Genomic DNA, 11,913 nt, shown 5'->3' on the forward strand with positions numbered 1-11,913 from the left:
GGCCGGGCCCGGCCGGGGCCGACGGGCCGTGCCGTGCGTGGCGGTCCCGTAGTGATTTCGTGTTGAACCAATTGGGGCGTATGCTCGGAGCAGCCACCCCGGTTCGCCTGTGTTCCCCCGTTTCAGGCGGACCGGGGTTCGGCGTCTTCCGGGCCGTTCGCCGGCCGTTCAGCCGTTCTCCGGGTCGTTCGGCCCGCTCTCCGGGCCTCTCGGCCGTTCTCCGGGCCTTCCCGCCGTTCGCCGGCCGCTCAGCGGGCCAGAGCCGCCACGCCCGCCCGGGCGAACTTCTCGTCCAGGTCGCCCGAGGGCGCGCCCGCCACGCCGACGCCCGCGACCGGGCCGCCCTCGACGCTGACCGGGACGCCGCCGCCGAGGAAGAGGGTGCCCGGGATGTCCTTCAGGCGGGGGGCCTGGGCCAGGCGGCCCGCGAGGACCGAGGTCGGGGCGTTCCAGGCCACCGCCGTGTACGCCTTCCGCTCCGCCGACGCGTAGGACTGCGGGCCCGCGCCGTCGCCGCGCAGGGTGACGATCGTGTTGCCGTTCCGGTCGACGACCGCGACGGTCACCCGCTGCTTCTCCGCCTCGGCGGCGTCCAGCGCGGCCCTGGCCGCCTTCGTCGCCGCGGCGACCGTCAGGTGGGTGGTGGCGGTCGTGTTCTCGCTCTTCGCCTCGGTGACGGTCGCGGGGGCCGCGGCCGTGTCCTCGCCGCCGGCGCTCGCGGAGTAGGCGCCGACCCCGGCCAGGGCGAGGGCGACGAGCGCGCCACCGATCGTCAGACGGGTCCGGTGGGCCTTCTTCACGTGCTTCATCAGGGGTCGCTCCACAGGTCGGGGGGGATGGTTGGGGGGAGGGGGAGACGGGGGCCGGTCGAAGATCGACCGACGCCTCATCCTCCGGCCGCCTCCGGCCGCCGACGGTCAACGCACCGGCTGCGGGCCGCGGGCGGATCGGTGGACCCCGGGGTCCACCGATCGGATGACCCCCGTCCCGTGACCCCGCCGTCACGGGTTCCGGTGCGGGTTCTATGGTGAGCGGCGCAGACCGCGCGGACCGCGCGGTCCCCCGCGGGGAAGCGCCCCCGGTCCGGCGGCCAACCCGCCGGCAGGGTCACCCGCACGACACGAACGAGGAGTTCCATGGACATCGCCGGCTCCGCCGCTCTCGTCACCGGTGCCGCCTCCGGCCTCGGCGCCGCCACCGCCGCCGCGCTCGCCGCCCGCGGCGCCACGGTCTACGGCCTCGACCTCGACAAGGCCGTCGCCGCCGCCGGGGCCCTGCCCGAGGGCGTCCGGCTGATCGCCGCCGACGTCACCGACGAGGACCAGGTCCGTGCCGCCCTCGCCGCGGTCGACGCCGACGGGGCCGAGCTGCGGCTCGCCGTCAACTGCGCGGGGATCGCGCCCTCGGCCCGGGTCCTGGGCCGCAAGGGCCCCCACGACCTCGACCTCTTCCGCGCCGTCGTGAACGTGAACCTGGTCGGTACGTTCAACGTGATGCGGCTCGCGGCCGAGGCGATCGCCCGGCACGAGCCGGACGAGCACGGCCAGCGCGGTCTCGTCGTCAACACCGCCTCCATCGCCGCCTTCGAGGGCCAGGTGGGGCAGATCGCGTACGCCGCCTCCAAGGCCGGTGTCGCGGGGATGACCATCACCGCCGCCCGTGACCTCGCCCAGTTCGGCATCCGGGTCGTCACCGTCGCCCCGGGCATCGTCGACACCCCGATGATGGCCGGCTTCAGCGAGGAGATCCGCGCCGGGCTCGCCGCGAGCGTCACCTTCCCGCAGCGCCTCGCGCAGCCGGAGGAGTACGCCCGGCTGATCACCATGATCGCCGAGCACGACTACCTCAACGGCGAGACGATCCGGATGGACGGCGCCCTGCGGATGTCCGCCCGCTGACCTCCGCGGACTGCGGTGCGAGTGCACTCGGTGCCGGAAAATTCCGGCACCGAGTGCCGCGCGAAAGCGGTCCGGATGTTAGGTTCGTGCCATGGCAGCAGCGGCGACGAACCACGCGAACCCTCCGAAGCCCGCGATGCGGGACTCCCTCATCGCCGCGGCCTTCCAGCTCTTCCTGGAGCGGGGCTACGAACAGACCACCGTCGACGACATCGTCGCGCTCGCCGGCGTCGGACGCCGCTCCTTCTTCCGCTACTTCCCGTCGAAGGAGGACGTGGTCTTCCCCGACCACGACCAGTGCCTCGACGACATGACCCGCTTCCTCGCCGCCAGCGCCGACACCGACGACCCCATGGTCCGGGTCTGCGGCGCCGCCCGCCTGGTCATGCGGATGTACGCGGAGAACCCCACCTTCTCCGTCCAGCGCTACCGGCTCACCCGCGAGGTCGCCGGGCTGCGCACGTACGAGCTCTCCGTCGTCTGGCGGTACGAGAAGACCCTCGGCGACTACCTGCGCACCCGCTGGGCCGACCGCAGGGACGGCACCCTGCGCGCCAACGTGGCCGCCGCGGCCGTGGTCGCCGCCCACAACCACGCCCTGCGGCACTGGCTGCGCTCGGGCGGCGAGGGTGCCCCGCTCGACGAGGTGGACCGCGCCCTGGAGTTCGTCCGCGCCACCTGGAGCCCGGACGCGGCCGGCGGCGCCGCCGGCGACGCCGCGACCGAGGGCGAGGACGACGTGGTCGTCGTCATCACCCGGCGGTCCACGCCCATGTGGCGCGTGGTGCGGGAGGTCGAGTCGAGCCTCGGCGAGGGCTGAGGGGCCGCAGTATCTCAGATTGAGGGAACTCAGGTCTTTCTTTGCTGGCACTGAGTGCCATATCTTGGGGCTCCATGCACGGTCGAGCCGCCGAGTGCGAGGAGAAGGCATCGTGTTCCACACGGGACTGAGGAACCCCGGCGCCGTCCGGACCGAGGAATCGGCCGAAGGCACCGATCTCTACTTCCAGCGCTGCGCCTGGTGCCACACCACCACCTTCCAGCGCCTGCTCTGTCCGACCTGCGGGTCCACCGACCTGGCACCGCAGCTCAGCGACGGCGAGGGCGTCATCACCGTGCGCCGCGCCCACACCGCCGCGGAGGCGGACCTCTGGCCGGTCCACATGGCCGAGGGCTTCGTCGTCCGCTGCCGGGTCGACGGGCCGCCGCACGCCGTGCGCCCGGGCGTCCGGGTCAAGCTCGCGAGCGCCACGGACACCGGACGCCGGCCGGTCGTCCGGCTCTGCGAGGAGGTCCCGCTGGATGGCTGGATCTGAACCCGCGGGGCATGACGAAGGGGGTGGCACAGAGTGCCACCCCCTTCGTCATGCCCGAGCGGATCAGCGTGCGCCGATCTCCCCGGTGAGCTGCGGCAGCACCTCGAAGAGGTCGCCGACCACGCCGTAGTCGACCAGGTCGAAGATCGGGGCCTCGGGGTCCTTGTTGACCGCGACGATCGTCTTCGAGGTCTGCATGCCGGCCCGGTGCTGGATCGCGCCGGAGATGCCCGCGGCCACGTACAGCTGCGGCGAGACCTGCTTGCCGGTCTGGCCGACCTGGTTGGAGTGCGGGTACCAGCCGGCGTCCACCGCGGCGCGGGAGGCGCCGACGGCCGCGCCGAGCGAGTCGGCCAGCTTCTCGACGACCTCGAAGCCCTCGGCGGCGCCGACGCCGCGGCCGCCGGAGACCACGATGGCGGACTCGGTCAGCTCGGGGCGGCCGGTGGAGACGCGCGCGGTGCGGGAGACGACCTTCGCCGCGTTGCCGGAGAAGGCGACCGTGACGTCCTCGACCGTGCCGGCCGCCGGGGCGGCCTGCGGGGCGGTGGAGTTCGGCTTGACGGTGATGACCGGGACGCCGTGCGAGACGCGGGACTTCACCTGGTACGAGGCGGCGAAGACCGACTGCGTGGCGACCGGGCCCTCGTCGCCGGCCTCCAGCTCGACGGCGTCGGTGATGAGGCCGGAGCCGAGGCGGAGCGCGACCCGGGCCGCGATCTCCTTGCCCTCGCCGGAGGAGGTCACCAGGACGGCGGCCACCTCCTTCTCCTTGGCGATCTGGGTGAGCGCGTCGACCTTGGGGACGACGAGCCGGTCGGCGAACTCGGCGCCCTCCGCCACGTAGACGGTGGCCGCGCCGTACTCGGCGGCGGTGGCGGCGACGGAGGCGGCGGCCTCGCCGGCGCCGAGGACGACCGCGGACGGCTCGCCCAGGCGGCGGGCCAGGGTGAGCAGTTCGAGGGCCGGCTTGCGGACCGCACCGTCGGCGTGGTCCACGAGAACCAGGATCTCAGCCATGATTCCTTGCTCCTGAGGTGGGGTGACGGGCGGTCAGATGAACTTCTGGGAAGCGAGGAAGGCGGCGAGCTGCTTGCCGCCGTCACCGTCCTCGTTCGTGACGATCGTGCCCTGGGTGCGGGCCGGGCGGGCGGTCGCGGACTCGACCAGGGTCCAGGAGCCGGCCAGGCCGACGGTGTCCTCGTCGATGTCCAGGTCGTCGAGCTCCAGCTCCTCGACCGGCTTCTTCTTGGCGGCCATGATCCCCTTGAAGGAGGGGTAGCGGGCCTCGCCGGACTGGTCGGTGACCGAGACGACGGCCGGCAGCGGGGCCTCCAGGAGCTCGGTGGCGGCGTCGCCGTCACGGCGGCCCCTCACCACGCCGTCCTCCACCGACACCTCGGAGAGCAGCGTCGCCTGCGGCACGTCCAGCCGCTCGGCGAGCAGCGCGGGCAGCACGCCCATGGTGCCGTCGGTCGAGGCCATGCCGCAGACGGCCAGGTCGAAACCGGTCTTCTCCAGCGCCTTGGCGAGGACGGCGGAGGTGGCGATGACGTCGGAGCCGTGGATGGCCTCGTCGTTGACGTGGACGGCCTTGTCGGCGCCCATCGACAGCGCCTTGCGCAGGGCGTCCTTGGCGTCGTCCGGGCCGACCGTGACGACGGTGACCTCGGCGTCGTCGGACTCCTCGGAGATCCGCAGCGCCTGCTCGACCGCGTACTCGTCGAGCTCCGAGAGGAGGCCGTCGACCTCGTCGCGGTCGACGGTCAGGTCGTCCGCGAATCCGCGGTCGCCGGTGGCGTCGGGAACGTACTTCACACAGACAGCGATCCTCAGGGTCACGGCCTGTCTCCTTTCGACGAGGGTGGGTTAGGGGAGGTTGCGGGCCATGACGATGCGCTGGACCTGGTTGGTGCCTTCGTAGATCTGGGTGATCTTGGCGTCGCGCATCATGCGTTCGACGGGGTAGTCGCGGGTGTAGCCGTAGCCGCCGAGGAGCTGGACGGCGTCGATGGTGACCTCCATGGCGACGTCGGAGGCGAAGCACTTGGCGGCGGCGCCGAAGAAGGTGAGGTCGGTGTCGACGCGCTCGGAGCGGGCGGCGGCGGCGTAGGTGAGCTGGCGGGCGGCCTCCAGCTTCATGGCCATGTCGGCGAGCATGAACTGCACGCCCTGGAAGTCGGCGATGGGCTTGCCGAACTGCTTGCGCTCCTTGACGTAGCCCTTGGCGTAGTCGAGGGCGCCCTGGGCGATGCCCAGGGCCTGGGCGGCGATGGTGACGCGGGTGTGGTCCAGGGTCTTCATCGCGGTCGCGAAACCGGTGCCCTCCTCGCCGATCATGCGGTCGGCGGGGATGCGGACGTTGTCGAAGTAGACCTCGCGGGTCGGGGAGCCCTTGATGCCGAGCTTCTTCTCCGGCGCGCCGAAGGAGACGCCCTCGTCGCTCTTCTCCACCACGAAGGCGGAGATGCCCTTGGAGCGCTTGTCGGGGTCGGTGACCGCCATCACCGTGTAGTACTCCGACACGCCGGCGTTGGTGATCCAGCGCTTCACGCCGTCGAGGACCCAGAAGTCGCCGTCGCGGACCGCGCGGGTCTTCATGCCCGCCGCGTCCGAGCCGGCGTCCGGCTCGGACAGGGCGTAGGAGAACATCGCGTCACCGGCGGCGAGCGGGGCGAGGTACTTCGCCTTCAGCTCCTCCGAGCCCGACAGGATCACCGGCAGCGAGCCGAGCTTGTTCACCGCCGGGATCAGCGAGGAGCTGCCGCACGCGCGGGCCACCTCCTCGATCACGATGACCGTCGCCAGCGCGTCCGCGCCCGCGCCGCCGTAGGCCTCCGGGACGTGGACCGCGTGCAGGTCGTTGGCGACCAGCGCGTCCAGGGCCTCCTGCGGGAAACGCCCCTCCTCGTCCACCGCCGCCGCGAACGGAGCGATCTTCGCCTCCGCCAGCGCACGCACCGACTCCCGGAGCATCTCGTGCTCCTCGGAGGTCCGGTACAGGTCGAAGTCCTTGCCCATGGTTGCGAGCTCCCTGGAATGCTTGTGGCACTGAGTACCCTCAGCAAAACACACTCAGTGCCATGACGCCAGAGCGCCCCGACGGCGGAATGCCGTCGGGGCGCTTTACGAGACCAAGCGGTCGGTTTCTCCTAACGCTCCGCGTCCCCCGCGTCGGCCTCCTCGTGGCGACGCCGGGACTCGTCGTACTCGGCCGCCAGCCGCTTCGCGCGGTCCTGGGACATGTCGAGGCCGGCCAGGACCGCCGGGGTGCTGATGCTGGGCAGTACGTGCTGCAGCAGCACGACTACGCGGCGTGTCAGATCTTCACGATCGCAAACGACCTGGGACATGGTCTGGATGCCCGCGAACGCGCCGGAGAAGAGCTCCGCCGTGTCGAGCACCTTGACGTGGGGCAGGATCTCGCCCTGCGCCTTGGCGACCGTGAGCGCCTCGGCGACCTGGTCCACCCACGCCTGGAACGGCGCCGCCCGGTCCACTCCGGTGGCGCCGCTGTCGAGGGCGAGGGCGACGCTCGCCTGGACCAGCGAGTCGGTCTGCAACCGGTGGGCGAGGAGGAAGCCCTGGTCGACCAGCTCCTGGAGCTTCACGTCCTGCGGGGTCAGAGGCTCGTCGAGCAGCTGGGCGTTCAGTACTCCGAGGGCAAGATCTTCCTTGGAAGCAAAGTGGAAATAAAGGGCTCCCTTGGTCACTCCGGCGCGCGTCAGGATCTCCCCGATCGTCGCCCGCTCGTAACCGCGCTCCGCGAAGACAGCCGCCGCCGAATCGAGGATGATTCGCCGGGTCCTGATCGCACGCGCTTGCTGCGCCAAGGTGCCTCCTGCTGACTCGCTGTCCGTGCTCACTCTGTGACGTGAAGCATTGAAAAGAAAACCGGATTGTACGTATTCTACGCGCGGCCTTAGTCGGTGAGTTTCGATGGGTGATGCAAGGGGAGTTATGGATCAGAGCTTTCAAGGGCTGTCAACTCCCGTTCCCGGCGAGTTCGTTCACCGCGCCGATCCCGCAGACATCCTTCCCACCGGTTGGACCCGTGTCTCGGAGAATCGATTCTCCGTGACGGCGCGCTGGCCGGCCGCCCACCCGTACTTCGTACCGCAGAAGGGCGGCCGACACGATCCGCTCCTGGTCGCCGAGACCATGCGACAGGCCACCATGCTGGTCTGTCACGCGGAATTCGGTGTACCCGTGGACGATCAGTTCGTCATGTGGGACCTCGCCTACAGCGCCTCGGCCGAGGAAATGACCAACGACGGCAGCCCGGCGGAGATAACCGTCGACCTCCTCTGCACGGACATACGCCGCCGGGGCCGCGGACTGCGCGAGATGCGCACCGCGCTCGTCCTCCGCCGCGACGGCCGGCGTTTCGCCTCCGGCGGCGGCGGCATCAACTGCACCTCCGCACTCGCCTACCGCAGAATGCGGGGCAACCGGCTGGCCGCGCCGGACGGCGGCGGCACGGTCCCCCCGTCGACCGGGCTGCCGCCGCGGACCGTCGGCCGCGACCGCGAGATGGACGTCGTCCTCGCCCCCGGCGACGCCCCGAACCGCTGGCGGCTGCGGGTGGACACCACCCACCCCACCCTCTTCCGCCGGGCCAACGACCACGTCCCCGGGATGCTGCTGCTGGAGGCCGCCCGCCAGGCCGCCGTGGCCGCCACGGGCGACTCCCGCCTGCTGCCCGTCGGCCTCGACGCCCGCTTCCACCGCTACGCGGAACTGGACGAGCCCTGCTGGTTCGAGGCGGAGGTGCTGACCGGCCTCGGCCGGGACGCCGTCACCGTCCAGATCCTGGCGCACCAGGGCGGCTCGGCCGTCCTCGACTGCACGCTCACCGCACCGGCCCGCGTCCCGGAGGGGGCCTCGCGCACCCCCGCCGTGCTGGGCGCCGGCTGACGGCCACCCCCGCCGCGCACCTCCACCGCCCACCCGCACCGACCGGAAGAACCCATAGAACCCATGGGAACCCGCATCCTCGTCACCGGCGCCACCGGCTTCATCGGCGGCCGGGTCGCCGCCGCGGCCGCCGCGCACCCCGACCTCGACCATGTGCGCCTGCTCGTCCGGCGCCCCGACGCGGCGGCCGCCCCGCGGACGGACGCACCCGCCGGCGGGCCCGTCGTCGAGACCGTCCAGGGCGACGTCCGCGACGCCGAGAGCCTGCGCCGGGCCTGCGAGGGGGTCGACGCCGTCGTCCACTGCGCCTCCGCGATCGGCGGCGAGGAGGAGCTGCTGCGAGCCGTCAACGAGCACGGCGCCCGCGCCCTCGCCGACGCCGCCCACCGGGCCGGGGCCGGCCGGATCGTCGCCCTGAGCACCGCCTCCGTGCACGGCCGGGGCCCCTTCCGTGCCGCCGCGCCCGACACCCTCCCGCTCGCCCCGGTGTCGGCGACCAGCAGGACCCGCGCCGCCGGGGAGCGGTACGTCCTGGACGCCGGCGGCACCGTGCTGCGCCCGCACCTGGTCTACGGCACCGGGGACCGGCAGGTCGTCCCCGGGCTGCTGACGCTGCTCGCCGCGCTGCCGGGGCCGCTCGCCGGCAGCGGCTCCCTCCACTCGCTCGTCGAGGTGGAGAGCCTGGCGGGCGCCCTGCTGGGCGCCGCGCTCTCCCCGGCCACCCGGCCCGGCGCGTACTACCTCGCCCATCCCGACCCGGTCTCCGACGACGAGCTGCTCGCCGCCGTGGAGCCGCTGCTCCCGGAGTCGGCGCGGGCCGCCCGGGGCCCCGCGGTGGAGCTCGCGGAGGCCCGCGCGCTGCTCGCCGGGAACCCGCTCGCCGCCCACCACCTGGAGATGTTCGGCCTCGACCACTGGTTCGCCGACGAGCGCCCGTGGACCGACTTCGGCCGCGGCCCGGGCCCCGGCTTCACCGCCGCCTTCCCCCGCCACCTGGCCTGGTACCGGGACCTTCTCGCCGCCCGGGGCTGAGCCGTACCCGTACCCGTACCCGCACCCCGCACCACTCACCGCACGAGGCAGGACGTACCCCCATGTCGAGACTGGCAGGCAGGACCGCGATCGTCACCGGAGCGAGCCGGGGCATCGGCCGGGGGATCGCCGAGCGGCTGGGCCGCGACGGCGCCCTCGTCGCCGTGCACTACGGCACCGACGAGGCCGCCGCCGCGGCGACCGTGGAGTCCGTCGGGAAGGAGGGCGGCCGGGCCTTCGCCTTCCGCGCGGAGCTGGACCGCCCCGACGCCGTCGACACCTTCTACGCGGCCCTCGACCGGGGGCTCGCCGACGCCGGGGCCGGGCCGGAGATCGACATCCTGGTCAACAACGCCGGCGCCAGTGGCTCCGGCCGTCTCCACCAGCTCACCCCCGAGGTCTTCGACCGGCTCTTCGCGGTCAACGTGAAGGCGCCGCTCTTCCTGGTCCAGCGCGGCCTCGACCGTTTCCGGGAGGGCGGCAGGATCGTCAACATCTCCTCGCTCACCTCGCGGAACGCCTACCCGGAGTCCGTCACCTACGCCATGACCAAGGGCGCCGTCGACACCATGACCCTGGCCCTCGCCAAGGAGCTGGGCCCGCGCGGGATCACCGTCAACACGGTCGCCCCCGGCTTCGTCGCCACCGACATGAACGCCCGCCTCCGCGCCACCCCCGAGGCCGCCGCCGCGCTCGCCGCGCACGCGGTCCTCGGCAGGATCGGGACCCCGCAGGACATCGCGGACGTCGTCGCGTTCCTCGCCTCCGACGACGCCCGCTGGATCACCGGCCAGTACCTGGAGGCAGGTGGAGGGTCGGGGCTGTGAGCGGCCGCGCGTCTAAGGTGAGGACACGATGACCAGTTTCCGTGAGAGTGTGCGGTCCCTGCTCCGGGAGCAGGTGCTCGACGCCGCCTATGGGCTCGTGGCGGCCGACGGGTGGGGCGTGTTGCGGATGACCGCGATCGCGCGCGCCGCGGGGATCAGCCGGCAGACGCTCTACAACGAGTTCGGCTCGAAGGAGGCGATCGGCGGGGCGCTCGTGCGGCGGGAGCTGGAGCGGTTCCTGGTGGGGATCCAGGGGGAGCTGGACGCGCACCGGGGGCGGCTGGAGCGGGCCGCGCGGGCCGGGGTGGAGTACACCCTCCAGCAGGCCGTCGACAATCCGCTGATCAAGAGCGTGCTGCTGGCCGCCCGGGACGGGGCCGACGCCGATCTGCTCGCCTACCTGACCACGCGCACCGAGCCCGTCTTCGGTACGGCGATGACGCTGCTCGACGCGTACGCGATCGAGGCCTGGCCCGACGTGGACGAGGAGTCGCGGGGGCTCGCCGTGGAGACCATCGTGCGGCTCACCGTGAGCCACATCGTCCAGCCCGTCGCGCCGCCCGGGGAGTCCGCGCGGCGGATCGCCCGCATCACCGCCCGGGTCGCCTATCCGGGCGGGGCGCCCTCCGTCTGATCAGGGGGCGGCGAGGGGGACGGCGGCCGACAGGACCGTGCCCTCGCCCGGCGACGATTCGACGGTGAGGGTGCCGCCCAGCTGGTGGGCCCGGGTGCGGATGGCGGGGAGGCCGTGGCCGCGGACGCCGTCGTCCGCGCGGACCTCCGACGGGTCGAAGCCCCGGCCGTCGTCGGCGACGTCCAGGACGACCTGGTCGTCGAGGTAGGTGAGGGTGAGCGCGGCGGTACGGGCGTCCGCGTGCTCCCGTACGTTGGCCAGGGCGCCCTGGGCGATCCGCAGCAGTGCCGACTGGACCCGGTCGGGCAGCCGGCGGGCCGGGACGCCCTCGACGTGGCAGCGGACGGCGAGGCCGGCCGTGGACTCCCGGCGGGCCAGGGCGCGCAGGGCCTCGTCCAGACCGCCGCCCCCGGCGAGGTCGGCCGGGGCGAGGTCGTGGACGAAGCGGCGGGCCTCGGTGAGGTTGCGCTCGGCGATCGCGGTGGCGGCGCGCACGTGCCGGTGGGCCGTGCCGGGGTCCGAGCGCCAGGTGCGGTCGGCGGCCTGGAGGAGCATCTGCTGGCTGGACAGGCCCTGGGCGAGGGTGTCGTGGATCTCCATGGAGAGCCGCTGGCGCTCGGCGAGGGTGCCCTCGCGCCGCTCGGTGGCGGCGAGTTCGCGGCGGGTGCGGACGAGGTCCGTGATGAGCTCGCGCTGCCGCCGGGTCTGCTCGTCCATGCGGACGAAGACGGCGACGCAGATGGCGGCGACGGCGGGCGGCCCGAGCAGGATGTCGAACTCGAAGCGCCCGGCCAGCCGCAGCTGCGCGGTGACCGAGACGACCGTGAGCAGCCCGATGAAGCCGGCCGCGACCGGCGGCCGCAGGTTGCGCAGCCCGAGGTAGAAGAGCGGGATCGAGCACCAGGCGAAGCTCGGTGCCAGGAAGACCAGCGCGATCCACGTCGCCGTGCAGGCGCCGAGCCACAGGTGCCGCCGGGGCCGGTCGGTGGCGAGCGCGGGCTCGGCCACGTACAGCGCGGCGAGGGCGATGGCGAGCACGACCACCCAGGGGGCGATCCCGTCGCCGGTGTGCCGCATCAGGAAGCGGGTCAGCGAGGAGCCGAGCAGCAGGAAGAAGCCCACGTGGAGGAGGACCCGGAACCAGCGGGCCTCGTCGTCCGCCGACCGCGCGTCCCGCTCCGGGCCCGCGGCCGTCTCCGTCCCGTCCCACCGCGCCATGCCGTGCCGCACCTCTCCGCCGTCCCTTGATCGGATGAACGGAGCAAACCTCTCATATCCCCGGGGCCCGG

General features: G+C 73.0%; 13 protein-coding genes. 7 read left to right on the plus strand and 6 right to left on the minus strand.

What is annotated here, in order from left to right:
* Positions 1 to 248 precede the first annotated feature (248 nt).
* Positions 249 to 809 carry a heme-binding protein gene (locus ACFQ8C_RS11450; RefSeq protein WP_383454962.1) on the minus strand — a complete coding sequence of 187 codons (561 nt, stop codon included), beginning with the start codon at positions 807 to 809 and terminating at the stop codon, positions 249 to 251.
* 327 nt (positions 810 to 1,136) lie between these two features.
* Between ACFQ8C_RS11450 and ACFQ8C_RS11455 the strand changes: the two genes are divergently transcribed.
* The 3 genes from ACFQ8C_RS11455 (at position 1,137) to ACFQ8C_RS11465 (ending at position 3,214) form a co-directional block, all read left to right on the plus strand.
* The gene (locus ACFQ8C_RS11455) at positions 1,137 to 1,898 is read left to right on the plus strand and encodes an SDR family NAD(P)-dependent oxidoreductase (RefSeq protein ID WP_383454965.1); all 762 of its coding nucleotides are present in this window, start codon (positions 1,137 to 1,139) and stop codon (positions 1,896 to 1,898) included.
* Positions 1,899 to 1,989: 91 nt separating this feature from the next.
* Entirely contained in the window at positions 1,990 to 2,718 is a 729-nt protein-coding gene (locus ACFQ8C_RS11460; RefSeq protein WP_383454968.1) for a TetR family transcriptional regulator, read from the plus strand.
* A gap of 112 nt (positions 2,719 to 2,830) precedes the next feature.
* Complete coding sequence (locus ACFQ8C_RS11465; RefSeq protein WP_383454971.1) at positions 2,831 to 3,214, plus strand: Zn-ribbon domain-containing OB-fold protein; 384 nt, start codon at positions 2,831 to 2,833, stop codon at positions 3,212 to 3,214.
* Between the two features lie 63 nt (positions 3,215 to 3,277).
* On the opposite strand, the gene ACFQ8C_RS11470 is transcribed toward ACFQ8C_RS11465, so the two are convergent.
* From ACFQ8C_RS11470 to ACFQ8C_RS11485, 4 genes are all read right to left on the minus strand, one after another.
* A complete protein-coding gene (locus tag ACFQ8C_RS11470) occupies positions 3,278 to 4,234 on the minus strand; it encodes an electron transfer flavoprotein subunit alpha/FixB family protein (protein WP_383454973.1) in 957 nt (318 codons plus the stop codon).
* A 33-nt stretch (positions 4,235 to 4,267) separates the two neighbouring features.
* Positions 4,268 to 5,056 carry an electron transfer flavoprotein subunit beta/FixA family protein gene (locus ACFQ8C_RS11475; protein WP_383454976.1) on the minus strand — a complete coding sequence of 263 codons (789 nt, stop codon included), beginning with the start codon at positions 5,054 to 5,056 and terminating at the stop codon, positions 4,268 to 4,270.
* Positions 5,057 to 5,083: 27 nt separating this feature from the next.
* Positions 5,084 to 6,235 (minus strand): acyl-CoA dehydrogenase family protein, encoded by a 1,152-nt coding sequence (locus ACFQ8C_RS11480; RefSeq protein WP_383454979.1) that lies wholly within the window; start codon positions 6,233 to 6,235, stop codon positions 5,084 to 5,086.
* A gap of 131 nt (positions 6,236 to 6,366) precedes the next feature.
* Positions 6,367 to 7,047, minus strand: a complete 681-nt coding sequence (locus ACFQ8C_RS11485) for a ScbR family autoregulator-binding transcription factor (protein ID WP_383454981.1) — start codon at positions 7,045 to 7,047, stop codon at positions 6,367 to 6,369.
* Positions 7,048 to 7,174: 127 nt separating this feature from the next.
* Here ACFQ8C_RS11485 and ACFQ8C_RS11490 point away from each other — a divergent pair, with 127 nt between their 5' ends.
* The 4 genes from ACFQ8C_RS11490 to ACFQ8C_RS11505 all read left to right on the plus strand — a co-directional run bounded on the left by ACFQ8C_RS11490 (position 7,175) and on the right by ACFQ8C_RS11505 (position 10,624).
* Positions 7,175 to 8,131: a ScbA/BarX family gamma-butyrolactone biosynthesis protein gene (locus tag ACFQ8C_RS11490; RefSeq protein ID WP_383454984.1), complete on the plus strand. Its 957-nt coding sequence runs from the start codon at positions 7,175 to 7,177 to the stop codon at positions 8,129 to 8,131.
* A 63-nt stretch (positions 8,132 to 8,194) separates the two neighbouring features.
* Entirely contained in the window at positions 8,195 to 9,163 is a 969-nt protein-coding gene (locus ACFQ8C_RS11495; RefSeq protein WP_383454986.1) for an NAD-dependent epimerase/dehydratase family protein, read from the plus strand.
* Between the two features lie 62 nt (positions 9,164 to 9,225).
* Positions 9,226 to 9,990, plus strand: coding sequence for an SDR family NAD(P)-dependent oxidoreductase (locus ACFQ8C_RS11500; protein ID WP_383454989.1), 765 nt, complete (start codon positions 9,226 to 9,228; stop codon positions 9,988 to 9,990).
* Between the two features lie 28 nt (positions 9,991 to 10,018).
* On the plus strand, positions 10,019 to 10,624 hold the full coding sequence (locus tag ACFQ8C_RS11505; RefSeq protein WP_383454992.1) for a TetR family transcriptional regulator: 606 nt from the start codon (positions 10,019 to 10,021) through the stop codon (positions 10,622 to 10,624).
* On the opposite strand, the gene ACFQ8C_RS11510 is transcribed toward ACFQ8C_RS11505, so the two are convergent.
* The gene (locus tag ACFQ8C_RS11510) at positions 10,625 to 11,842 is read right to left on the minus strand and encodes a sensor histidine kinase (RefSeq protein ID WP_383454994.1); all 1,218 of its coding nucleotides are present in this window, start codon (positions 11,840 to 11,842) and stop codon (positions 10,625 to 10,627) included.
* Positions 11,843 to 11,913 lie beyond the last annotated feature (71 nt).

Source organism: Streptomyces sp. NPDC056503 (assembly GCF_042794995.1).
GTDB lineage: Bacteria > Actinomycetota > Actinomycetes > Streptomycetales > Streptomycetaceae > Streptomyces.

Bases quoted from the DNA above. Each gene is read 5' to 3' on its own strand.
- ACFQ8C_RS11455 (WP_383454965.1), top strand. From the start codon at position 1,137: ATGGACATCGCCGGCTCCGCCGCTCTCGTCACCGGTGCCGCCTCCGGC.
- ACFQ8C_RS11500 (WP_383454989.1), top strand. From the start codon at position 9,226: ATGTCGAGACTGGCAGGCAGGACCGCGATCGTCACCGGAGCGAGCCGG.
- ACFQ8C_RS11450 (WP_383454962.1), bottom strand. From the start codon at position 809: ATGAAGCACGTGAAGAAGGCCCACCGGACCCGTCTGACGATCGGTGGC.
- ACFQ8C_RS11480 (WP_383454979.1), bottom strand. From the start codon at position 6,235: ATGGGCAAGGACTTCGACCTGTACCGGACCTCCGAGGAGCACGAGATG.
- ACFQ8C_RS11490 (WP_383454984.1), top strand. From the start codon at position 7,175: ATGGATCAGAGCTTTCAAGGGCTGTCAACTCCCGTTCCCGGCGAGTTC.
- ACFQ8C_RS11470 (WP_383454973.1), bottom strand. From the start codon at position 4,234: ATGGCTGAGATCCTGGTTCTCGTGGACCACGCCGACGGTGCGGTCCGC.
- ACFQ8C_RS11495 (WP_383454986.1), top strand. From the start codon at position 8,195: ATGGGAACCCGCATCCTCGTCACCGGCGCCACCGGCTTCATCGGCGGC.
- ACFQ8C_RS11510 (WP_383454994.1), bottom strand. From the start codon at position 11,842: ATGGCGCGGTGGGACGGGACGGAGACGGCCGCGGGCCCGGAGCGGGAC.
- ACFQ8C_RS11505 (WP_383454992.1), top strand. From the start codon at position 10,019: ATGACCAGTTTCCGTGAGAGTGTGCGGTCCCTGCTCCGGGAGCAGGTG.
- ACFQ8C_RS11460 (WP_383454968.1), top strand. From the start codon at position 1,990: ATGGCAGCAGCGGCGACGAACCACGCGAACCCTCCGAAGCCCGCGATG.